General features: G+C 34.7%; 23 protein-coding genes. 3 read left to right on the top strand and 20 right to left on the bottom strand.

Going from position 1 to position 22886, the window contains the following annotated elements:
• Nucleotides 1-287 precede the first annotated feature (287 nt).
• The 19 genes from KQI88_RS01335 to KQI88_RS01245 all read right to left on the bottom strand — a co-directional run bounded on the left by KQI88_RS01335 (nt 288) and on the right by KQI88_RS01245 (nt 15879).
• Nucleotides 288-857 (bottom strand): TetR/AcrR family transcriptional regulator C-terminal domain-containing protein, encoded by a 570-nt coding sequence (locus tag KQI88_RS01335; protein ID WP_216414563.1) that lies wholly within the window; start codon nt 855-857, stop codon nt 288-290.
• A gap of 881 nt (nt 858-1738) precedes the next feature.
• A complete protein-coding gene (locus KQI88_RS01330; RefSeq protein ID WP_216414562.1) occupies nt 1739-2197 on the bottom strand; it encodes an AraC family ligand binding domain-containing protein in 459 nt (152 codons plus the stop codon).
• A 32-nt stretch (nt 2198-2229) separates the two neighbouring features.
• Nucleotides 2230-3321: an ethanolamine utilization protein EutH gene (locus KQI88_RS01325; protein WP_216414561.1), complete on the bottom strand. Its 1092-nt coding sequence runs from the start codon at nt 3319-3321 to the stop codon at nt 2230-2232.
• 38 nt (nt 3322-3359) lie between these two features.
• Entirely contained in the window at nt 3360-3632 is a 273-nt protein-coding gene (locus KQI88_RS01320) for a EutN/CcmL family microcompartment protein (protein WP_212379602.1), read from the bottom strand.
• A gap of 13 nt (nt 3633-3645) precedes the next feature.
• Nucleotides 3646-4263 carry a hypothetical protein gene (locus KQI88_RS01315; protein ID WP_216414560.1) on the bottom strand — a complete coding sequence of 206 codons (618 nt, stop codon included), beginning with the start codon at nt 4261-4263 and terminating at the stop codon, nt 3646-3648.
• 5 nt (nt 4264-4268) lie between these two features.
• The gene (gene eutD / locus KQI88_RS01310) at nt 4269-4904 is read right to left on the bottom strand and encodes an ethanolamine utilization phosphate acetyltransferase EutD (RefSeq protein ID WP_216414559.1); all 636 of its coding nucleotides are present in this window, start codon (nt 4902-4904) and stop codon (nt 4269-4271) included.
• A 10-nt stretch (nt 4905-4914) separates the two neighbouring features.
• Entirely contained in the window at nt 4915-5652 is a 738-nt protein-coding gene (locus KQI88_RS01305) for a hypothetical protein (protein WP_216414558.1), read from the bottom strand.
• A gap of 113 nt (nt 5653-5765) precedes the next feature.
• A complete protein-coding gene (locus tag KQI88_RS01300) occupies nt 5766-6056 on the bottom strand; it encodes a BMC domain-containing protein (protein WP_212379611.1) in 291 nt (96 codons plus the stop codon).
• Between the two features lie 65 nt (nt 6057-6121).
• Nucleotides 6122-7600: an acetaldehyde dehydrogenase (acetylating) gene (locus KQI88_RS01295; RefSeq protein WP_216414557.1), complete on the bottom strand. Its 1479-nt coding sequence runs from the start codon at nt 7598-7600 to the stop codon at nt 6122-6124.
• Entirely contained in the window at nt 7600-8205 is a 606-nt protein-coding gene (locus tag KQI88_RS18225) for a BMC domain-containing protein (protein WP_216414556.1), read from the bottom strand. The genes KQI88_RS01295 and KQI88_RS18225 overlap by 1 nt, the downstream gene beginning before the upstream one ends.
• Before the next feature lie 12 nt (nt 8206-8217).
• Entirely contained in the window at nt 8218-8871 is a 654-nt protein-coding gene (gene eutL, locus KQI88_RS01285) for an ethanolamine utilization microcompartment protein EutL (protein ID WP_216414555.1), read from the bottom strand.
• 32 nt (nt 8872-8903) lie between these two features.
• Nucleotides 8904-9809, bottom strand: coding sequence for an ethanolamine ammonia-lyase subunit EutC (gene eutC, locus KQI88_RS01280; RefSeq protein ID WP_216414554.1), 906 nt, complete (start codon nt 9807-9809; stop codon nt 8904-8906).
• Between the two features lie 24 nt (nt 9810-9833).
• The gene (locus tag KQI88_RS01275) at nt 9834-11201 is read right to left on the bottom strand and encodes an ethanolamine ammonia-lyase subunit EutB (protein ID WP_216414553.1); all 1368 of its coding nucleotides are present in this window, start codon (nt 11199-11201) and stop codon (nt 9834-9836) included.
• Between the two features lie 20 nt (nt 11202-11221).
• A complete protein-coding gene (gene eutA, locus KQI88_RS01270) occupies nt 11222-12652 on the bottom strand; it encodes an ethanolamine ammonia-lyase reactivating factor EutA (protein WP_216414552.1) in 1431 nt (476 codons plus the stop codon).
• 166 nt (nt 12653-12818) lie between these two features.
• A complete protein-coding gene (locus tag KQI88_RS01265; RefSeq protein ID WP_216414551.1) occupies nt 12819-13163 on the bottom strand; it encodes a BMC domain-containing protein in 345 nt (114 codons plus the stop codon).
• Nucleotides 13164-13187: 24 nt separating this feature from the next.
• Entirely contained in the window at nt 13188-14327 is a 1140-nt protein-coding gene (locus KQI88_RS01260; protein ID WP_216414550.1) for a 1-propanol dehydrogenase PduQ, read from the bottom strand.
• Nucleotides 14328-14494: 167 nt separating this feature from the next.
• Complete coding sequence (locus tag KQI88_RS01255) at nt 14495-15073, bottom strand: cob(I)yrinic acid a,c-diamide adenosyltransferase (protein WP_216414549.1); 579 nt, start codon at nt 15071-15073, stop codon at nt 14495-14497.
• A gap of 1 nt (nt 15074) precedes the next feature.
• Nucleotides 15075-15518 carry a EutP/PduV family microcompartment system protein gene (locus tag KQI88_RS01250; protein ID WP_216414548.1) on the bottom strand — a complete coding sequence of 148 codons (444 nt, stop codon included), beginning with the start codon at nt 15516-15518 and terminating at the stop codon, nt 15075-15077.
• Nucleotides 15519-15534: 16 nt separating this feature from the next.
• Nucleotides 15535-15879, bottom strand: coding sequence for a BMC domain-containing protein (locus KQI88_RS01245; RefSeq protein WP_216414547.1), 345 nt, complete (start codon nt 15877-15879; stop codon nt 15535-15537).
• 428 nt (nt 15880-16307) lie between these two features.
• On the opposite strand from KQI88_RS01245, the gene KQI88_RS01240 reads away from it, so the two are divergent.
• A complete protein-coding gene (locus KQI88_RS01240) occupies nt 16308-17852 on the top strand; it encodes a putative polysaccharide biosynthesis protein (protein ID WP_216414546.1) in 1545 nt (514 codons plus the stop codon).
• 342 nt (nt 17853-18194) lie between these two features.
• Here KQI88_RS01240 and KQI88_RS01235 read toward each other — a convergent pair whose 3' ends face one another.
• A complete protein-coding gene (locus tag KQI88_RS01235) occupies nt 18195-19019 on the bottom strand; it encodes a MerR family transcriptional regulator (protein WP_216414545.1) in 825 nt (274 codons plus the stop codon).
• Nucleotides 19020-19168: 149 nt separating this feature from the next.
• Between KQI88_RS01235 and KQI88_RS01230 the strand changes: the two genes are divergently transcribed.
• On the top strand, nt 19169-20899 hold the full coding sequence (locus KQI88_RS01230) for an ABC transporter ATP-binding protein (RefSeq protein ID WP_216414544.1): 1731 nt from the start codon (nt 19169-19171) through the stop codon (nt 20897-20899).
• Complete coding sequence (locus KQI88_RS01225) at nt 20896-22650, top strand: ABC transporter ATP-binding protein (protein WP_216414543.1); 1755 nt, start codon at nt 20896-20898, stop codon at nt 22648-22650. The genes KQI88_RS01230 and KQI88_RS01225 overlap by 4 nt, the downstream gene beginning before the upstream one ends.
• The last annotated feature ends 236 nt before the right edge of the window (nt 22651-22886 follow it).

The following is a 22886-nucleotide window of genomic DNA, read 5'->3' as shown; positions in this document are numbered from 1 at the left end:
AATTTTTTAATAGTCTTCTAATGAATACTATTATATTTAGAGTTTTTTTATGTTCACTCTATTAGCCTGTCCACATGGTGTAATAAATAATAAGTCCTCCTTTAACTTTGTGAATACTTATTATCTGTAAGATTTGTATAAATCTATAATATAGTTTTTTTGTGTCCTTTTCATTAGATAAACAAACTGCGGTGTTCGAAATTCGAACACCGCAGTTAATTTGTCTAATTTTTAGGCATTAATATTAAAATGTCTGATAAGAAAGGAATTTCCTATTTCCTTTCTTATCAGACATTATTTAAATCAGCACTTCGCTTAAGGGATAACTCAATGTTTCCATCGAAGAGATACCCGATTCGTCTAACGATAGTATCAGGGTCTTCCTTCATTCCGGAAGTAATCCAGCGTAGTACCATTTCAGTGAGGGCACACTGATAAAAGGAAGCAATTAGTTTTTTATCTCTCGAAGAAGCTGAGATACCATTGCTTACTTTTTCAACATACCGGATCATGACATTTCCTGATACATTGTATATATAGTTCACTAATTCTTCTCTTTGCATCGAATTATATACATGATAAATGGCCGTTCTGTTTTCTAAAGCAAATTTAGCAGCCACAATAAAGCTCTCCTCCCATGAGAGTGTATCATTATATTCATCAATGACTGTCTGAAGTTCTGTTTGGAATATTTCTGATAGAAGTGCATATATATCTGTGTAGTAGTAATAAAAAGTATTTCTATTTATCTCACATGCTGTAGCAATATCCTTAACTGTGATTTTATTAAGTGAACGCTCATTGAGCATCTTTATGAATGCCTCGCGAATCATTTTTCTGGTATATTGCGGTGCCAAGTCGCCACCTCCTTAACCCCTTATATGTATTTAAAATTATAACACATGGTAAGTTATTTGCAAATAATCTATCATCATATGATTTATTATACTTCTCAACTCCTTTAAAACAGCTGTTATCTAATCTATCAACACAAACACACACTTAAGCCCTTGGTATGTTTCCTCAGACATAAAAATAGGGGTTTCAAAGCACATTATCTACCATCTAACATCTGGTAAAATTGATACAATGCTTAGAAGTCCTTATTTACTGGCTTTTCTGCTCTACTTATTTTAGTCCTTCTCTATCCTCACCACAGTCTCCACATACCTTGAGAGTACAATAATGATGCCGTAAGTATATGGTACCCCCTTGGTTGTAGGGTGTTTTTCTGAAAAATAGATTTATTTAATCACAAAATATCTGACAGAACTAGTTATCTAGTCTTCTTCTATCAAATCATTTGTCATTTCTATATCCTCTAAAGAATTTCATACAATCTAAGCAATGATGAAGGTAGAGACTTATATAATAAGGCTATAAAAAGTATTGAAAATCTAAATATAAAGGCTTTATTAGAACAAATAATGCTATATAATAATTGGAACAGAGAGTAATAAGAACCCCACCCATCAACGCAATCAAAGATTGTTGATGGGTCCCGGGAACCTTGTTGTATTCACAATAACAAAAGGCAAATTAATTGCATTTAATCCATTAATTTGCCTTTTTAGAATTTATCCGATGGCTTACAATTCCAAAACTCCCGCTTCTAAAAGTGAAAGTGTTGGAATTGCATAGCCCCTGGATAACACACCGCAAGGGTACTAGTGCCAAAGGCACGTCGCGACCTTTGCGTTCAGGGGGAGTTAAAACTTCCTCTGAACTGAGTCTTAGTTTATGATTGCCAATCAGCTGGATAAGTCACGTAGATAAAACTTGCCCTTCCTTCAACTGAAAACTGAATACTTGAACCACTTGGAATTAAAATCAATTCTCCTGCATTGGCAGTTATACGACGTCCATCTATGTTAATAGTTAGAGTTCCTTCAATAATATAATCTATTTCATCATATCCTAAAGTCCAATCGAAGGTAGTATCTTCCATTACCATTAGACCACAACCTAGTCTAGGACTTTCGGTAAGTGACACTAAATCCTTCGTATACACTTTATGATTAGGGTTGCCTGTGTCCAATCGATCTTCTTCACTTACAGAAAACAATGGCAACGAAATCGACATTACACCACTAGGGTCAACATGCCTCTTTGAAGAATCATTTAACTTATTACTGTATTCTTCCATTATAATACTACGAACTAACTTTTCAATTTCTGATCTGTCTATATTCAACATCTTACCTCCATTCGTACTTAAATTCTACAGTATTAGCTTTGTTCAATCCTAAATACACGTTTAGATAGAAATATGGCAACAAGAATGGCAGAAATACCACCGACTAGCTTACCAATAATCATTGGAGTAATCAATTCTGGCGCAACACCAGCTGTAAATCCTAAGTGGTCACCAAATGTAAAAGATGCTGAAACTGCAAAAGCAATATTAATCACCTTTCCACGTTTATCCATGTCCTTTACTGTTTGGAACATGGCGATGTTGTTGGCAAGAGATGCAATTAGACCCGCTGCTGCAATATCATTCATTCCTAACAAGTGACCTAGTTTCATCAATGGTTTATTGAATATCTTTGTGATCAAGAACACCAGTCCATAAGCACCAGCTAAAGTAATGGCAATACCACCAACTGTTTGAAATCCAACTTCAAGTGTATCTTGATTTTCAAATATTTTAATACCTAATAGTAAGTCTAACCCACCAATTGCCAGCCCAATGGCTGCAACAGCCACTATAATTTTCCCAAATATATTGAACCCTTTAATCATTCCTTCAGGGATTTTAAATAGTCCAATTGAAATTAAAATCGCTACAGCTATTATAGGTATTAAGTTCATAAAGACTTTAACTATTGGTATACCCATCACAATTCCTGCAACTAATGCTCCAATTGGAATAGTCACAATCCCACATAATACTCCTTGTGCTAAATACTTTGTATCTTCCTTGCTGATAATGCCTAATCCAACTGGGATTGTAAATACAATTGTCGCCCCCAGCATGGCTCCTAAAATACCACCTGAGAAAAGCATAATTAGTGGGTCTGTAGTCATTTGTTGTGCTAAGAAAAACCCCCCCATATCATTTGCTAATAGAGTTCCTGCAAACATTGCTGGATCTGCTCCTAACAATTTATATAATGGAACCACTATAGGACTTAACCAATCTGATAACTTGGGTGCTATAACGATTATACCAGCCATTGAAAGTGCCAAAGCACCCATTGCTAGTATTCCTTCTTCAAATCGCTGACCTAAACCAGTTTTATCACCAAGTGAACGGTCGATTGCACCTATGACCATTATAATTGCCATAACCCAAATTATTATTTCATTTATACTCATTCATTTCACTCCATTCTATTTATAAATAGCAGCTTTTATCATTTCTTTGGATAGTCCACAGTGTCTATAATACCGACAATAACCATATCAACAGGAATATTTTTACCATCAAAAGATAGACGACCAGAGCTACCAGTGGTAATCAGTACAGATTCCCCAATGCCAGCACCTACATGGTCAACTGCAACAACTAGAGCAGGATCAGCCTCTTGTTCGTTTAGTTGTTTTTCAATGAGTAGAAACTTTAAACCATTTAACTTTTCATCCTTGCGAGTAGCCCATAAGCTACCAACAACTTTTCCAATGAACATAGTATGCTCCTTTCTATACTATCTGAACACCTAAATCACGCATATAATCTCTAGCCAATGCTGTAATAATAGTGTTCTTATCTGCTTCAAAGATATCTCCTGCCTGTAAGTTCAGTTTTCGCACTTTTGCTATGGTAAGAAGCTCCTTCTTATCACTTTTATGAATTACATCTTTTACTTCTTTATTTATAGTTTCATTTATCTTTTCAAAATTCTTTAATGGAAGTATAGAAGCACCGTACCTTACCAATTGGTTTTTATGATTCTCAAGGACTTGTAGCAATGCTCGTGGAGCCACATGCCGACTTGCCTGAAGCTCCATTCCTTCTTCTAAAAAAATAGCTTCTTTCTTATTCAATAAACGTTGAAAAATAATTACTTCATCTTCTGTTTGAGGAAGTCCTAGTGCTATGCGATTCATATTTAAAATAGACAGCTCAGTAACGATTACTATATCTGTATCTGATTTATCTTTAACTGACACTATTTGATAGCCTCTTTTTTCATAGTAAGTCCGAATACTTGAATTTTCTTTCCCTAAAAATGCAACTGTCTTTCTAGGTTCTTCCTTCTGTAAACGTTGTATAATAATATCTGTGATTTTTTGCACTAATACTTCAATATTGTCCATCTATATCACCTCTTAACAATACGCCCTCGTACACCTTTCTTATGGCCACAAGCATTTGCTTCATCGTAATCAATGTGCATAGAAGTCTCAAACTTGGGACTTACTCTCACTATAACATCATCAAATATGAGTGGTCTTTCACTAAACACTTGAACGGATACCCTCTCTTGATCTTTGACATCTAACCTTTCGGCATCTATATCTTTTACATGAATATGGCGTTTTGCAACTATGACACCTCTATCTAAGACAAAAGACTTAGAGCCATTCATCACAATAATTCCTGGAGTGTTTTCAATATTTCCACTTAATTGAACTGGCGCATTTACACCTAGTGAACGTGCGTCTGTTAATGAAACCTCCACTTGACAGTTTTTTCGCTCTGGCCCAAGAATTATAACATTGTGAATAGTGCCCTTAGGTCCTTTAATACTCACTCGTTCTTCTGATGCAAATTCGCCTGGCTGTGATAAATATTTTGATGGGTGTAATTGATAACCCTCTCCAAAGAGGGAATCTATTGCCTCTCGATTTAGATGGATATGGCGTCCACTTGCTTCAATTTCAAAAGTTTGATCCATTACTTCGTGTATACGAGAGACAACTGCATCCACTATTGTATCAATATTATTTTTAGTCATATTTCCACCCCTATTCTACTGAATTTTCTTTTGACTGCATCATCAAAATCCAACAATAATCCTTTAAAATAGTCGCTATTGAAATGCAATTTATATAATCCTCAAATGCCAGAATCTCTTTCATTTCTTTAGCAATAAAATGTTCTAGTTCTTGTAAATATGCATGTAACTCAAATAAAGCTATGACACATTCTTCATCTTTATAGGTTGGAATAAAGGAACCTTCTGGATATAGACTGGCAACGTATGGCTTTTTGTCTTCCAACAACTTTTCAATTTCCTGTACCAGATCTAACTTGTCTGAAGCTAAAATCTCTATTGATATTGTCTTGACTACAATTAAGATAGTATTTAAAGCTTCTATTAACTCCATCTTCCCTATATGGTGACTTTTCTTTTGTAAAGTCAGAATATGGCTTATTATAATATCAATTTTAATTTTAAATTGATAAGTTAAGTGACTTTTCCACATTTCCTGTCCTTTTCCATTATTATACATTAAAATTTCTTGGATATTCTTTACATTCTTGGATTCGCTTACTTTCAACTGGGTCATTGGGAAGGTTGCTTCTTGATTCTTAGTCTCAGATGCTTCTGGTATTTCCATATATTCAATAGTAATATCCTTTAAATATTCTTTTGCAGAAGGTGTAATTACAGTCCCAGGTTCTAAAACTAAGAATTTTGTTTCTTTTAATTTCGTCGTACGGAGTAGTTTTTTTATTTTACTTTCCGTTAAAATAGCCATTAGTATTCACTTCCCCTCGATAAAGAAAAGGCTGAGCATAAGCTTTTATTATGCCTCAGCCCCACTTTTTATCTTCCAACTTTAAGCGTTCATTATGAGTGTTCGAAGCCTGATTATGATTGGGTATCGTATTTTGGTAGGATTACATCTACTTCCATATGTGGACGTGGTATTACATGAACAGATACTAATTCACCAACTGCTTCTGCTGCTGCTCCTCCAGCATCTGTTGCAGCTTTAACAGCTCCCACGTCTCCACGAACCATAACTGTTACTAGTCCGCCGCCTACTTGTTCTTTTCCAATTAATGTTACATTTGCTGCTTTAACCATTGCATCTGCTGCCTCTATTGCTGCTACCAATCCTTTTGTTTCAATCATACCTAATGCGTTTGTATTGGCCATTATAATTTCCTCCTAGATTTTTTATATTTTTATTTTGTTATCAATGTTATTGTGTTGCTCTTTGCTTACTTTAACTTTTGTAGAACACGTTCAACGAGTAAATCTACCAATTGATCCTTACTAAGTCCCAAGTCTTCAACGGCTATAGCACTAACTTCTTCAAATATATCTTCTCCACGTATTTCATCTAATGTCCTAACGCCATAGACAACTCGGCGAAGATTAAATAAGTTCTGTGGGCCAACATTGTCAGAAGTAGAACTTCCTCCTATAGCTCCACAACCTAGTGTCAATGCAGGCATAAGGTTTGTAGTTGCTCCTATTCCACCTAATGTAGCCGAACAGTTTATTAGTAGCCGTGAAACTGGTACTTTTAAGGCAAACTCTTCTGTAATTCTTTTGTTTGTTGTGTGAATAACCATAGTGTGTCCTGCGCCTTCAAAGTATAAAATCTTCATACTTAAATCACGAGCTTCTTCCCAAGTATTTACTGTATAAAAAGCTAAAATTGGTGATAATTTTTCCCTTGAATAAGGGGCAAGATTACCAACACGTGTCTCTTCGGCAATAAGAACTTTTGCATCTTCTGGTACAGAAATACCAGCTAATTCAGCAACAGCCTGTGCAGTCCTTCCAACGATCTTAGGATTCATTGTACCGTTTGGTCGTAGAATATACTTTTCAAGTTTTAAGGCATCTTCTTTTGATAAGAAATAACCACCTTGTTTCTTGAATTCTGCAATCACTTTTTCTTTGCTGATTTCTTCAACAATAATAGACTGTTCAGATGCACAAACTGTACCATTATCAAATGTCTTGGATTCAATAATAAGCTCAACTGCTTTCGGGATATCTGCACTACGTTCTATAAATGCAGGTCCATTACCCGGTCCAACTCCAATTGCCGGTCTTCCAGAGGAATATGCTGCGCGAACCATTGCAGACCCACCAGTAGCAAGAATTAAGTCTGTATTTTCATTTTTCATTAATTCATTTGTTGCCTGTATTGTAACTGTTGTAATTACACTAATAGCACCATCTGGTAAGCCGACGCTTTTTCCTGCTTCATTTATAATGCGAACTGTTTCCTTGATACAATTTAATGCACTTGGATGAGGTGAAAATACAATAGCATTTCCTGCCTTAATGCTTATTAGTGCTTTGTAGATAACTGTTGATGTGGGATTGGTTGAAGGAATAAGCCCTGCAACCACTCCAACAGGAACAGCTACTTCCATATATTTAGCTTCTATATTATTTTTAATTACACCAACTGTCTTCATATCTTTAATTGCATTTAATAAATCTCTTGATGCAAAGGCATTCTTAAGAACTTTATCTTGCCATCTTCCAAATCCTGTTTCTTCTTGTGCCATTTTAGCTAGTTTCACACGATTGTCAAAAGCTGCCTTTGCTATAGCCTTGCAAATGGTGTCGATTTGTTCTTGAGATAACTTGGCTATTTCTTTTTGCGCTTCTTGTGCTTTCTTCAGTAAATCCCTAGTTTCTTGAACTGAAACAAGGTCTTTATCTATCAATCCCATTAATGCTCAACTCCTTTATCTAGCAATGCTTCAATAAGCACTGCTTTATTAGCAGATTTAATTTCTGATTTCTTTATGGTAGAAGGATTTAATTTATATGCAAGTGAACGTAAATCGGCCACTTTCATTTTTTCTAGTTGTCCTTTATCAAAGGATGAATCTACAATTGTATCTACTCTATGTTCCAGATTTTCCTCTAAAATTTCTTTTGATTCATTCAAAGGTATGAGTAAAGTATCCTTTTTTTCTTCCACTGTTTCATCTTTCTCTGTTTCTTCTATGATAGGTTGACTTGATTTCTTGGAGTCTGGAGGATTACCTTCCTTTTTACCAAATGATTTCATCAACATCTGCTCAACTTGGTCATCCAAACGTGGGATAACATGACTACTAATTAGACTATTCTTATTTACCACAGCAACTTCACCTGCCTCAACTGCTGCTTTTACTGCCGCAATATCTCCAATAATATGAATTGTTGTCAATCCTCCACGGATTGCTTCTCCTCCAAGTAGAGTTACATTTGCCGCCTTTACAGCTGCATCTGCTGCTAGGATTGCTCCTAACTTTCCACGTACTTCAATTAAACCTAATGCGTTAGCCATATTAACCACCCCCTAATAACTGGTCGGGCTATCAGCAACGGCTTTCACAGCCTTAGCAAATGCTTCACATGCTGCTCTACAAGCAGATTGTGACCCTGTTAGTAATGCTCCTGCAAAGTTTGTTTCAGTTGGTGGTCCATAAAATACACGCATTTTTACATCAGCAGATTTCAAAGCCGTATCAATAGCTACAATTGCTTCAAGTGGTGGCGCTATTAAATAAGCAATGGCCTCTCCTTCTTTAACATTCGCTCCTTTTGAAAGATAGGAACCTGTTCTAGATACAGAATGGGCAAAATAAACTATTGAATTATCATCATTTGCACTATAAAAGCTAGCTTCATTTTCTATTACCTCAATAGCACGATCTAGACCACTTCGTATCTCTGCTGGACTTGGACCTGCTAAGATTCCAATAACTTCTCCTACTAATTTTGTAGAAGCATTAGCAGCTCCAGCATACATACTTCTTGCATATACAACTGCTACATCTGATGCCTTCGTTGCTTCATCTAATGCTACATATGTTACATCATCAGAATCAGATGTTATAATCCCTAAACTTTTTTGGTTTGGTGCTAATTTTAATTCCTTTGCCAATCCATCATCAACATTTGGAATGATTTTTACACTTAGAACATTTGCACCCAATCGTTCATTCTTCATTAAGAAACCTCCTCTTTAAATCAAGCGGTTTTTTATTTCTCTTTCAAATCTAACCCAGACGCTTTATTATCTAACATTCTCTTGATAATTTCAGCAATATATGCTCCTGCTTCCACTGCTGGGGTTCCTTGTTTGTGAATATTGGAAACTACTGTCCTTCTAGCCTCTGGCATACCAATGGTTGGTTTATAAGCTATATATGCACTCATAGATTCTGATGTAACAAGGCCTGGTCTTTCTCCAATTAAAAGACAGACCACATCAGCTCCTGTTGCTTCACCAATTTGATCCATAGCTGGTACGCGACAATGCTTTATAAAAACAACCTCTCCAAAGTCAAGACCAAACATCTTAAGTCCTTGTCGTAAAGAAGGTAAAATATCTTTAATATTTGCCTCTATTGCTGCTGAACTTAAACCATCACCAACGATAACTTGTACTTTCTGATTTGGTTTCACAGCCTCTTTTATTGTATTTATTGCTTCACTTGAAAACCTACGCCCTAAATCTGGACGTGTAAGATATTCATCTTTATCCTTGCATTTAGTAGCAACCTCTACAAATCTAAGCTCCTTAACTAGATCTTCACTAACATAAGAGAATACAGCATCCTGGGCAGCAGCATGGTCAGCACGAAATCGAAGACTAGGTTCCGTCATATATCTTGTACCTGCTCTCCACAATCCCAAGCGGGCTGGTGTATAGGATTTCATTTTTAAATAACCTTCTTTATCTACTGGATCTGGTACTAAAAATTGCTTCCGAATATCTACTTCTGTAATATCTGGTATAAATCCCTCTTCAACTTCCTGAGGCTTAGTAGATTGCATTGTGCCTACAGTTGCTTTTGTGGTTGAACCATTTATAACTGGTGATACTTCATCTACCATTTCATTTAAAATCGATTTAATCATTTCTTTTAAGCCTAATTCATCCATTAGTTATCCTCCTCTTAGAAATATTTAATGCTTCAAGAATACAGATGCATCACCAGCTTTAGAAGTTAAACGTCCATTTTCACTGAATCCCATTTTTTCTAACCATTGGTCAAATTCTTTTATTGTTCGCTTATTTAATAACTGTCTAATTGATGCACCCTCATGGTACCCTGTGGTTTGATAATTTAACATAACATCATCACCACTTGGAATAGACATAATAAAGTTTACACCAGCTGCTGCAAGTAAAACTGTTAAGTTTTCAGCATCATTTTGATCAGCCTTCATATGGTTGGTGTAACAAACATCACAACCCATGGAAATACCAGTTAACTTACCCATAAAATGATCCTCTAGACCTGCACGAATAACTTGTTTAGAGTCATACAGATATTCTGGTCCAATAAATCCAACAACTGTATTAACAAGGAATGGATCAAAATATTTTGCAAATCCATAACATCTAGCTTCCATAGTCAGTTGATCTACACCATTATGGGCATCAGAAGAAAGCTCTGAACCTTGACCTGTCTCAAAGTACATAACATTTGGGCCTACTGCCGTACCCAACTTCAAAGCCATGTCCTTTGCTTCTGAAAGCATCTTTGCAGAAATTCCAAAAGCTGCATTTCCTTTTTGAGATCCTGCAATAGATTGGAATACCAATCCTGTTGGAGCCCCTTGCTCCATTGCTTCCATCTGAGTAGCTACGTGAGCTAAAACAACATGTTGTGTTGGTATTTCCCACTCATTAATAAAATCATTAAACTTATGAAGAATACGCTTTACACTTTCTGTTGTATCGTCTACTGGATTTAGACCTATTACTGCATCTCCAGATCCCATAGATAGGCCTTCCATAACTGAAGCCATGATACCATCCACATTGTCAGTAGGATGATTTGGTTGTAGACGGGTTGAAAAAGTTCCTGGAAGACCAATTGTAGTATTAGCAGTCTTAGTTATTGTAATCTTTTGAGCGCCTACTATTAAGTCTAAGTTGGACATAATTTTTGCAACTGCTGCTACCATTTCAGCAGTTAGACCATTTGATATACGATGAATATCATAGTTTGTCGTATTGTTATTTAAAATCCATTCTCTTAATTTAGCTACTGTCCAATTTTTAATCTTTTCATAAGTTTTAAGATTAACATTATCAATAATAATGCGTGTTACCTCATCCTTTTCATATGGCACTGCAGGGTTGTTAAATAAATCTGAAAGCGTTAATTGTGATAGAACAACTTTAGCTGCAACTCTTTCTTCAGCGCTATCTGCTGCAACTCCAGCTAAATTATCTCCTGATTTTTCTTCGTTAGCTTTCCCCATAACTTCCATTACAGATGAAAATTGATAGGTTTTGCCAAAAAGCTTTGTCTTTAAAATCATTGTACATCCTCCTTTTATCTTTAACTAAATACTAATGTCTTTACTACTACTGGTAAAACAGAACCTGCTGCAATGGGCTTTCCAATATCGATATAATCTCCATTTCGTACATGAACACTATCTATACATACAAATGGATAATCTTTAGGAAGATGTGCATAAAGGCTATTACCTAGTGCCTTTGCCATATCTTCTTTCACTATAATAACAAGTGGCAATTTCTCCCGAATCAACATATCTAAACCCCTTATTATTTCTTTTGCCAAACCCTGAATAAATTGGAAGGATGGGCTATGTATACCTTCTACACCTAATCCAATAATTTGCACTTCTCCACCTACCATAAACCATTTTACTTTTTCTTGAATAATATCCCCTAAATTCCCACAATTATTCGCACTTTCATCGTCTTTGGATAACTGTAATATAGGAATATTTTTAAGTGGAAGTATATCTTCTTTATAGGTGATTGTACTCCCAGAAACATCAGTGGTGTGTGATCCTGCTCCTACTACAGTTGCACGAATAGTTTCTACAGTTGGAATCACCTTAAGGGCTGTCATAAGGAGTGAACCACTTATTTTCTTACCTAACAAAAGTCCAATATCACCATATGCAAAGGGATTTTGTAAACTTTCTTTTGTAATGCCATCTGCTACGCCACCTGAAAATGAAATAAATTTAATTTGAAGCTTTGTGTTCAATGGTTTGTTGGTTATCAACAAGTCAAAATAAGGACTCTTTTTACCTAATCCAATGCTGTTTTCCAATACCTGTACAAATATATCTAAAAGTTTATCTAATTCCTTAAGATTTATCTTTTCATTTAGGTGAATATCTAAAGATTCTCTTTTGATGATTTCCTTCACTTTTGGGGAAATATAACAAATGATTTCATTGGTATCCACCTTTATCAAGCGACCCCCAATATCAAAGCAAGCTGTATCTTCAATATCCCCATCGTTAAATACTACTAGATTTGTTGTCCCGCCTCCAATATCAAGGTTTACCGCCGTTGTGTGTTGGCTTTCAGAATAGGAATAAGTCCCTGCTCCTTTACCAGCGATAATGCTCTCTAAATCGGGACCAGCTGTTGCCACAACAAAATCTCCAGCAAAACCGCTTAAAGCTTTAGCGACTGTCTGGGAATTTTCCTTTCGGACTGTTTCCCCAGTTATAATGACTGCCCCAGTCTGAATATCTGATTTTGTAATACCTGCTCTTTTGTATTGCTGCTCTACAAATGCCTTTATACCATCAGAATCTATTAGATTGTTTTCTAATATAGGAGTAAAGATAATATCACTCTTAAATATCACCTTTTTATCCGTAATGGAAACCCTTGGAATTGTAAAAACTGATGCCATATTTTCAATTGAAAGTTCTGACAAAATTAATTGTGTTGTTGATGTTCCAATATCAATACCAACGCTTAATAAAGTTTCTGACATCTTATCTACTCCTTTTGAATATGTTGTACATTTTAAAACTTTAAAAAAGAAACGCTTAATAAAAGGTCCATAATTGTCCCCTTATTAAGCGCCTTTGCTTTTATCTATGATCTCGTTGTCATAGTTTATATATTAATTTTTAAATGTAATTATAGTTTTTATTCCTTCAAGTGCTAGATAAAGGTACAACAGTAAAATCTAAAAGACTTTCCATGGTTTCTAAAATGTTTTCTAAAGCAATCTTAACCGAGGAAACGTCCCCTATTATAACCACTGCACCTGAAAATCTGTCAACAAAGCCAATTTCTATTTCAGCGGCTTTTGTTGCTATATCAACAGCGATAATTGATGCTTCACTTGGTGTTATAGTTAAAATTCCGACTGCTTCATTTCTAGGTTCTACTATCCCCATCTTTTCATATAGTTCTGAATCAGCTTTTGCAATAACATGTGCAACGGTGATTTGCTTACCAGGAACATATTCCTGTATAATTCTCTCATTTACCTCCAAGTAATCACCTCATTTAATCAAAACTTATATAAATAATTTTCCTAGAATACTAATTACATCCTCTTTAGTTGGGACAATAGGGTTTGTTGCTGTACAACGATCTGCAAGAGCAGCTTCTGCTATTGCATTTTTATCTGATTCAAATTGTTCCTTACTAACTCCCCACTCAGAAAGACTCCTTGGAATGGAGAGTCTCTTTTGAAGTGCAAGGATTGCATTTACTAAACTTCGTACACCCATTTGTGGGTTTCCAGCATTTAATCCTAAAAATTTAGCAATTTCTGCATACCGATTTGCAGCAAGGGTAGTGTTATTAGTATATTTCCCTTCAGTAACCCCTGCATTATAGCGAATAATACTTGGTAATAAGATACCATTTATCCTTCCATGTGGAATATGCCAACGTGCTCCTGCTGCATGTGCTATACCATGGTTTAACCCTAGTGAAGCTATGTTAAAGGCCATTCCAGCCATTGTTGATGCCATATGCATTTTTTCACGTGCTTCTTTATCATTTCCATCCTTATAAGCTCTATCTAAGTAAGTGAATACATAGCGTATAGCTTTTTCACTTAAAGCATCAGAGATATCATTGGCACTAGTGGAAACATAAGCTTCTATAGCATGAGTAAGAACATCAATACCTGTATCAGCAGTTTGCTTAGGTGGTAAACCTGCAACAAGACCAGAATCTAAAATAGCTTCATCTGGCAATATTTCATCCGTAATCAATGGATATTTTATTTCCTTTTCATCATCGGTGATAATCGAGAAATTCGTAACCTCTGAACCCGTTCCACTTGTTGTAGGAATAGTGACAAATCGTATCTCACTAAATCTATCAGTCAATTTACCAAAATAAAGTATAGCTTTTGCTGCATCTATGGCAGAGCCACCACCTATTGCTAATAAAATTGTAGCTGGAAAACCCTTGCTATATTCTAACCCAGCAACAATGTTATCAATTGGGGGATCTGGAATAACTCCAGAAAATACCATTGTTTCTGTGCTACTATCAATATAGCTTTTAATATGTGGAAGTAACTCTGATGAAGCAATAAAAGAGTCTGTTACTATGAAAATCTTTTCATTCTTGAAATCCGATAATCTTTTTAGGCTTTCTGTACCAATATATAATGTTGTTCCAAATCTTATTTCTTGCATAGCATACTGCTCCTTTCTAACAAAAAAGCCATAGAAAAACAAATTGATCCGATTATTTTCTTATAGCTTCGTCACTAAAAATTAGCACGCCATTATGCTCTGTTTTTAGATAGAATGTCATTAAGTCTTAATCTTGTAACGCCTTTTAAAAAATGTATTCCTAGTTATTATAAATCTTCTTTTTTCAAATCCATATGGAATACCTTTCCACTTCTTTCATAAAGCACATCTTCTATGCCTTCATTTGCATTTGCAACACGTGCTATTGAAAAAAAGTAATCTGATAAGCGATTAACAAATATCAAAACTTCTTCATTCATATCATTAGTCCATTGGAACGTTACTATCTCTCTTTCTGCTCTCCTGGCAATTGTTCTACAAATATGCAAAATACTTGCTGCTTGTGAACCACCTGGCAAAATAAAAGACTCCACTTCTTGAGGAACACCTGCATGAGCATCAATACACTTTTCAATCCATTCTGTCAAAGCAGATGTAACTCGGTACGTTCCTTTTCCTGTTGGCGTTGCTAAATCGTTGCCACAATCAAATAAATACTGTTGGATCTGTATTAATTCCTTCTTCAAAGAATCATTGTTCTTTATAAGTGTAATAGCATATCCTACAAAACTATTTAATTCATCAATAGTTCCATATGCCTTTATACGTTGACTATCTTTTGCTAATTGAATACCACCGATTATCTTAGTATATCCTTTATCACCAGTTCTAGTATAAATTTGCAATTTATCCCTCCTTCTCCTTAGAAAGATAGGTTATCAACTCTGCTACTCCTTTATCTTCAACAGCAGAGAGACGAAAGATTTTCTCAACACCTGCTAATTCTAATCTCTTCTCAGCATTTATAATAGCGTCTTCATTTGGTGCTAAATCTATCTTTGTAATAATTCCTATACATGGTTTCGTAAAATTTTGTGCAAAATGGGGTGAAAATGTTTGGCCTAATTCCGTTACGCTACAAACGAATCCAATAATATCTGAACTAGCAGCCATCATTTGTAAAGCGCTATAAAATCTTCTATGTAAGACAAACTCACCTGGTGTGTCAATCATCTGAGGATAGAACTCAACTGATTGTGTTTTTTTATATTTAATGCTCTCTCCTTGAATCCTTTGGCAAAGGGTGGTTTTCCCACTTCCAACTGATCCAATTAACATAATTTTTTTCATTTTCTATGCCCACCTATTATGTTCTTGTTATTTTGGGGACAGAAAACTGCATAAGTTCTCTTAAAGAAATAACAACCTGTTCCATAGCAGATTGTACAGCTGACACATCCCCTAAGATAAATACAGACCCACTGAACCTATCAACAAATCCTATTTTAATAGGTGCAGTCTTTTTAGCTATATCCACAGCGATGATTGCAACCTCTGGTGGGGTTATGGTTAAAATACCAATTGCACGATACCTTTCATCATTCAAGCCTAATTTCTCAAAAATTCGATCATCTGGATTTGCTATAATATGTGCTAATGTCACTTGTTTACCTGGTACTGATTCAAATATCTTTCTTTCTAATATATCCATATATTTCCCCATTTCATAATAAAGGCACAATACACATTATTTATATGTTCTTTGCTTTATAATGTCAGTATAAGTATTTCCTTTATAAACAAATTTTAATCACTTAGAATTTGTTTTAGTTTTAAGTACTTGAAATTTTAAGCGAAGCTTAAAATTGAGTACGCCATAAAGTTTGTGAGTGTGAACGAACAAATTTTATTTTTTATAGACTATATTCCTTGCAAGCAGTGTTACGGCTTCCGTCGTAGAATGTTTCCAATCCTACTTCGCTTTGCCCGTGCTCTTTGACATTCCTGACACGAGACCCTTTAGCCTCATTGTTTTCTTCTAATTTTTCTGATGAAATTTCGGGTATTTAATCTTATCTACAATAATATATATAGTTACGTATCCTGTGCATACAGTGTGAATATCGGCGAGGTGATGATTTGAAAAAGAATAGTTTTGTTTATGGATCTATTTTATTGACATTAGTTAATTTTTTTATTCGATTTATTGGATTTAGCTATGACATATTATTATCAAAGCTTATAGGAGCTGAAGGCATTGGTTTATTTCAAATGATAATGCCTGTTCTTATGATTTTTCTTATTATTACCACTGCCGGTATCCCTACAGCTGTATCCAAGTTAATCGCAGAATATAATTCTAAAAATAACTATGATGCTGTTAGAAAAACTTATAAAGTGGCTCTATTATTTACCTTAGCCCTATCCATAGGGTTAAGTTTGATCCTTATTTTATTTAGTAGATTTATTGCTTTGAAGATATTTAGAAATCAAGATGCCTTACGCTGTATTTATTTGCTTCCTCCAGCCATGGTTTTGATTTCTATGACATCTGTTATCAGAGGCTATTATTATGGGTTAAAAATGATGGGTACTGCCAGTATTTCTGAAATTGTTGAACACGTTACGCGATTTATTATTGTTATAGGCTTGCTGTATTATATTTACCCATTAGATCCTATTCAAGGAGCCTTCATTGCCATTTGCGGAATTAGCATAGGTGAGTTTTTTGACTTGATATGGCTGCTTTTCATACAAACCCGCTTCACTAAAAGACTCCCATATGTGATCCCTACTCCAATCAAGATGACCAAACTATTATGGCAAATACTAACTATATCCGCCCCATTGACCATATCAGGATTTTTTAATGTTATTCTGCAATTTGTCAATGCCATCTTAATACCCCATAGGCTTATGGCTTCAGGATATACAAACAGTGAAGCCATTGCAACCTTTGGAAGAGTCATGGGCATGGCTATGCCCTTAACATATCTTCCATATTTCGTTACATCCGCCCTCGTCATCAATATTATTCCCAACTTGTCTGAACAGGTTTTTCTGAAAAATTATAAGCCTGCTAGAAATACTATCCATCTTGCTGTAAAAATCACCCTATTGGTGTCTATCCCTTTAACTGCACTATATGTTTTTTTTGCAAAACCGTTGGCAGTTTATCTATATAATGATCCAAAGGCCAGCGAAGCAATATATATGATGGGTTTTTGTACTGTTTTCCTCGCCATGCAGCATACTTTTTCAGGGATCTTACATGGTCTAGGAAAACAAAAAAATACTACTATTCATCGAATAATTAGTATGAGTCTTCAGTTTGCTGCTATTTATTACCTTGTAGGCAATCCAACATATGGCATTTATGGGTATTTTATAGGATTTTTCCTATGTACATTATCCATTTGTATATTGGATTTTTATACTTTATGGAAAATGACTAAAATTAAATTCAAATATGTAGATTTGCTTATAAAGCCTTTTTTTGCTGCTATTTTGATGATATTCTTAATTTTTATGACACAGCAACGGTTTCTTTCAATAAATTTTCACCTTTCCATCGGTTTTGTTTATAGTCTTATCATTGGCGGCTTAGGTTATATATTCGTCCTCTTAACTACAAAGGCAATCCCAAGGAATTTATTGCATATGTTATTCCGAATAGATAGATAAATTACCCTCCATGGGGCAACCATGAAAATTGTCTCTGTTGCTACAAATATCACTGAAACCATATTTGCCTTAGGTCAAGGGTAAAAACAAAGTCCCCTAAACACTCGTCTAGGGGACTTTGTTTATATTATTAATTTTTATCTAAGTTGCATGAGACGTACATCTGCTTACTTTGTAAGCAGTGTTACGGCTTCAACATGCCTTGTTGTGACAATAATGATGTCGTTAATATATAATATCATCTTGATGTTTCAATTGTATTTGGTGTCATATATACTCCTCTACTTACACGCTCCAACTTACTTATATTACATCAGATATCAGTATACTTGTAAAGGAAAGTTATTCTAACATTTCAACCAATATTAAAGTAACATAATCATCTCGATTCTTTGCACCAATCTCAAAAATAAGATATTCTTCATAAGCATGTTTGCCTAGCTTAATCTGATGTTTTGCAACATATTCAATAATCTTGGTATACATTTCACTGATATTTTGATAACTACCTTTATAATAAACTTGAAGATACCAACCTTCTCTACGTACTAAAGTGGCATCTTTGCCATGGACATTTTCACCTTTAGTATATAAATAAGAAAAACTATTAAATCTTTTCTTAAGAATATTATCAATAGTAAGAGCTCCCCCTAAAAAATCAATCATACTGGCATTACTACTTTTACGAAAAGCAATTAGGGAAGAAATAAAATCAGGATAAGAATTATCTGTACCCCTATCAATTAATGAACTTCGTAGAGCATATACCTCTTTATGATAAGCTAATTCAATCTTATTATATTCTAAAGTTAAGGCTTCTTCCGTTAAATTTTTTAAAGCATCAATTTCATGTTTAATTTGCTTTAGCCTAACAAGCTCTTTGACAACTTCATTTGATTTTTGATCTAGTAAAGAAATTAAAGCATTTGGATTTCGCTTATCCATAAACTCTTTAATTTCTTTCAAAGGCATACCTAATCTTTTTAAAGCAGCAATAATAGAAAAGGTATCATATTGACGAAATGAGTAATATCGATAACCATTTTCTTTAATGATTTCAGGTTGAAATAATCCTATTTGGTCATAATGAAATAAAATATGTTTTGGAATACCACAAAGTTTAGCAAATTCACCAGTGGTTAAATATTCGTTTTTATTATTAGACATAATTAACCTCCCTAGAACTCTTAGTGTTTTATGAATTATTTTTCTTGACTATAAGATAACCTTATAGTTTATAATAGTTCAAGTGTCCCTTAAAGTCAAAGAATCTGGAAATATATTATTAAAGTCATATTATTCAATGGAGGTTATTTATGAAGTTAATATTAAAATATCTTAAAAGATATCCCAAATTAATTCTACTAAATACCTTGGGCATATTTAGCTTTGTTGCTGTTCAGTTAGGTATACCTACAATCATGGCAGCAATGATTGACAAAGGTATTGGTAATAGTGATATCGGTTATGTTAAAAAAATGGGAATAATCATGCTACTTGTAAGTATTATTGGTGGTGCAGGAACGATTTTGATTACTTATGCTTCTTCAAGAATTTCAACGTATATGATTCGTGATATTCGAAATGATGTTTTTGCACAATCACAGAAATTCTCCCATACAGAATATAATAAATTTGGTGTATCATCCATGATTACCCGTACAACTAGCGATGCATTTCAGCTAATGTTATTCTCAAACTTGCTTTTCAGAACAGCATTATTAGCACCGATTATGGTTTTTATCAGTGTATTTATGACCATAAAAACAAGTTTAAGCCTATCTTTAATTATTGGAGCAAGTTTTCCATTTATTATATTAGGTGTCATTATCGTTGCTAAAGTGACCAATCCCATTTCTGATGCGCAGCAAAAAGGATTGGATCGTTTAAATAGGATTTCAAGAGAGAACTTATTGGGAATTAGAGTTATTAGGGCCTTTAGAAAAAGTGACTATGAAGCAGAACGTTTTGCAGGAATCAATGAAATATATGCCTCTAATTCAAAGAAATTGTTCAAGATCATTTCTTTCACACAACCAGCATTTTTCTTCTTATTACATTTGTCCATGCTGGCAGTGTTTTGGGTTTCTACCATTATGATTGATAAAGGGACTTTACAGGTGGGTCAATTAGTTGCCTTCTTAGATTATCAATTCCATGCACTGTTCTCAGTTATGCTATTTTCTATGGTATTTGTAATGTACCCAAGAGCAAGGGTTTCTGCAAATCGTATCCAGGAAATATTAGGTGAAGAGCCATCTATAACAAGCCTTAAGAATGGTATAAAAGAAACAAAAGGTAAAGCAAAAGTAGAGTTTGATCACGTTACATTTCAGTATCCTGATGGTGAGCTTCCTGTCATAAAGGATGTATCCTTTACAGCAAATCAAGGAGAAACCATTGCTTTTATTGGGAGTACCGGAAGTGGTAAAAGTACATTAATCAATTTAATTCCAAGGTTTTATGACGTTACAAAAGGCACTATAAAAATAAATGATGTGGATATTCGAGATTATGATATGGATGTACTTCGTAAAAAGATTGGGTTTATTCCACAAAAAGCATTTTTGTTCCATGGAACCATCGAAGAGAATTTGAAGTTTGGTAATTCAGATGCAACCTTAGAAGAAATGAACCATGCAATCGAAATAGCTCAGGCAAAAGAATTTATAGAAAATAAGCCAGACAAATTGCAAGAATATATCAGCGAAGGTGCCAAAAACTTTTCTGGAGGACAAAAGCAAAGAATTTCAATAGCAAGGGCACTGATTCGAAAGCCAGAAATCTATATCTTTGATGATAGTTTTTCAGCCCTTGATTATAAAACAGATGCTATGTTGCGAGAAGCTTTACGAGAAGAAACAAAAGAATCTATTGTATTCATTGTAGCACAAAGAATTAGCACCATAATGAATGCAGATAAAATAATAGTTCTAAACGAGGGTGAAGTCGTAGGAATTGGAACCCACAAGGAATTATTGAAAACATGTAGTGTTTACTATGAAATTGCAGATTCACAATTAAGAAAGGAGGAATTAGAGCAATGAAAAAATTATATCCTTATATAAAGCCCTATTTGAAATTTTTTATAGCTTCAATTCTTCTTTTAATTATATATGCAGGCTTTCTAGCAGCGGCACCAATGGTAGAAGGTTTAATTACAACGAGATTAAAAGATGATGTTTCTAATATTGCCAACAACGTTCTCGGTGCAGCCATTAGCTTTTCTTATATTCTTAGGATTTTAAAAATATTGCTTGTGATTTATATCGGTAATATCACTTGTAATTTTCTATCCCAATACTTTTTAACCATTGGGCTACAGAATTCTATGCGTGATTTAAGAAATGAAGTTCAAAAGAAAATCACAAGACTTCCAATTCGTTATTTTGATAAGCGTACCGTGGGGGATATCTTAAGTATTATATCTAATGATATAGATACAATATCAAATGCCTTGCAGCAATCTTTATCTAGAATATTAAGTGCTATTTTATCCGTCACCTTAGCCGTGATCTTAATGTTCTATATCAATCCTATTATGGCTGTAATGGCTGTTCTAATTCTTCCAGGCAGTGCTTTTATTATGAGATTTATTATGAAGCGTTCTTCTCTTATGTTTAGAAATCAACAGCGTGCCTTAGGAACTTTGAATGGCTATATTCAAGAAAGATATACAGGATTAACAGAGATTAAATTATATGGCAAACAAGAAGAGTCCATTGAGCAATTTAAAAAGATTAATAATAATCTTTGTGAGAATGGATTCAAAGCACAGTTTATATCAGGCCTTATGTCACCATTAATATCCTTTATCACTTATATTGCAATGGTAGCAGTTATTTTTGTAGGGACAACCTTCGTAATTTCTGGTACCATAACCGTTGGACAGCTTCAAGCATTTGTGCGTTATATGTGGCAGTTAAATGAGCCTCTTGAGCAAGTAACGCAATTATCATCCTCCATTCAATCTGCGATTGCAGCGTCAGGAAGAGTTTTTGATTTTCTTGAAGCAGAGGATGAAGTACCAGAAATAGCAAATCCTCTTAGCATTGAAGATTTAAAAGGAAATGTTACATTTGAAAATGTGTCCTTTGGCTATACAAAAGATAATATATTAATTGAGGACTTAAATCTCGATGTTAAAAGTGGACAAATGGTAGCTATTGTAGGACCTACAGGGGCCGGAAAAACAACACTGATCAACCTTTTAATGCGTTTCTATGATGTAAATAGTGGTGGAATTAAGGTGGATGGTGTAAATATCAAAGATATGAAGAGGGACGATCTTCGTTCTATCTTCGGAATGGTTCTACAGGATACTTGGCTGTTTAACGGAAGTATTGCCGATAATATCAAGTACGGCAACGATACTGCAACTCGAGAAGATATTATCAATGCAGCTAAAATAGCCAATGTGAATCACTTTATTAAGACACAGCCAGATGGCTATGATATGGTCCTCAATGAAGAGTCTTCCAATATATCTGCTGGAGAGAAGCAGCTATTAACCATAGCAAGAGCGTTCTTGGCAGATCCAGCTATTTTAATTCTTGATGAGGCAACAAGTTCAGTAGATACAAGGCTTGAGTCAATGTTACAAACTGCCATGAAGAATATTATGAAAGGCAGAACAAGCTTTGTTATTGCTCACCGCCTTTCTACAATTAGAAATGCAGATTTAATCCTTGTTATGAATAATGGAGCCATTGTTGAGCAAGGTACTCATGATGAGTTAATGATGAAGAAGGGTTTTTATGAGAATTTGTATATGAGCCAATTTCAGAAACTAGCATAAAATAGATATCTTATTAGCTGAAAAAGGAACTGTATATGCTAAAAAAGTACCAGGCCTTCTTGGCAATTACCCGTGCTGGACTTTCACCAGCAAGTGTGGTCCAGTTTTGCTGGACGCACGGTATAAAAAAGAGGCGAAGCCTATCGATTACAAAGTTGACCGAAGACTTCGCCTCTTTGAGTTTTTATATTTAATTTTGCATTTTTATAAAATAACAGCACCAAGATTTTTATATC

The organism is Alkaliphilus flagellatus (genome assembly GCF_018919215.1).
Classification (GTDB): Bacteria; Bacillota; Clostridia; order Peptostreptococcales; family Natronincolaceae; genus Alkaliphilus_B; species Alkaliphilus_B flagellatus.
Note: the sequence above shows the minus strand (reverse complement) of the source record. Positions and strands in the feature narration are given on the sequence as shown.

Excerpts from the sequence above, each read along its gene's own strand:
- KQI88_RS01330 (WP_216414562.1), bottom strand. The coding sequence starts at position 2,197 with ATGTTGAATATAGACAGATCAGAAATTGAAAAGTTAGTTCGTAGTATT.
- KQI88_RS01325 (WP_216414561.1), bottom strand. The coding sequence starts at position 3,321 with ATGAGTATAAATGAAATAATAATTTGGGTTATGGCAATTATAATGGTC.
- KQI88_RS01320 (WP_212379602.1), bottom strand. The coding sequence starts at position 3,632 with ATGTTCATTGGAAAAGTTGTTGGTAGCTTATGGGCTACTCGCAAGGAT.
- KQI88_RS01315 (WP_216414560.1), bottom strand. The coding sequence starts at position 4,263 with ATGGACAATATTGAAGTATTAGTGCAAAAAATCACAGATATTATTATA.
- eutD (WP_216414559.1), bottom strand. The coding sequence starts at position 4,904 with ATGACTAAAAATAATATTGATACAATAGTGGATGCAGTTGTCTCTCGT.
- KQI88_RS01305 (WP_216414558.1), bottom strand. The coding sequence starts at position 5,652 with ATGGCTATTTTAACGGAAAGTAAAATAAAAAAACTACTCCGTACGACG.
- KQI88_RS01300 (WP_212379611.1), bottom strand. The coding sequence starts at position 6,056 with ATGGCCAATACAAACGCATTAGGTATGATTGAAACAAAAGGATTGGTA.
- KQI88_RS01295 (WP_216414557.1), bottom strand. The coding sequence starts at position 7,600 with ATGGGATTGATAGATAAAGACCTTGTTTCAGTTCAAGAAACTAGGGAT.
- KQI88_RS18225 (WP_216414556.1), bottom strand. The coding sequence starts at position 8,205 with ATGGCTAACGCATTAGGTTTAATTGAAGTACGTGGAAAGTTAGGAGCA.
- eutL (WP_216414555.1), bottom strand. The coding sequence starts at position 8,871 with ATGAAGAATGAACGATTGGGTGCAAATGTTCTAAGTGTAAAAATCATT.
- eutC (WP_216414554.1), bottom strand. The coding sequence starts at position 9,809 with ATGGATGAATTAGGCTTAAAAGAAATGATTAAATCGATTTTAAATGAA.
- KQI88_RS01275 (WP_216414553.1), bottom strand. The coding sequence starts at position 11,201 with ATGATTTTAAAGACAAAGCTTTTTGGCAAAACCTATCAATTTTCATCT.
- eutA (WP_216414552.1), bottom strand. The coding sequence starts at position 12,652 with ATGTCAGAAACTTTATTAAGCGTTGGTATTGATATTGGAACATCAACA.
- KQI88_RS01260 (WP_216414550.1), bottom strand. The coding sequence starts at position 14,327 with ATGCAAGAAATAAGATTTGGAACAACATTATATATTGGTACAGAAAGC.
- KQI88_RS01250 (WP_216414548.1), bottom strand. The coding sequence starts at position 15,518 with ATGAAAAAAATTATGTTAATTGGATCAGTTGGAAGTGGGAAAACCACC.
- KQI88_RS01245 (WP_216414547.1), bottom strand. The coding sequence starts at position 15,879 with ATGGATATATTAGAAAGAAAGATATTTGAATCAGTACCAGGTAAACAA.
- KQI88_RS01235 (WP_216414545.1), bottom strand. The coding sequence starts at position 19,019 with ATGTCTAATAATAAAAACGAATATTTAACCACTGGTGAATTTGCTAAA.
- KQI88_RS01230 (WP_216414544.1), top strand. The coding sequence starts at position 19,169 with ATGAAGTTAATATTAAAATATCTTAAAAGATATCCCAAATTAATTCTA.
- KQI88_RS01225 (WP_216414543.1), top strand. The coding sequence starts at position 20,896 with ATGAAAAAATTATATCCTTATATAAAGCCCTATTTGAAATTTTTTATA.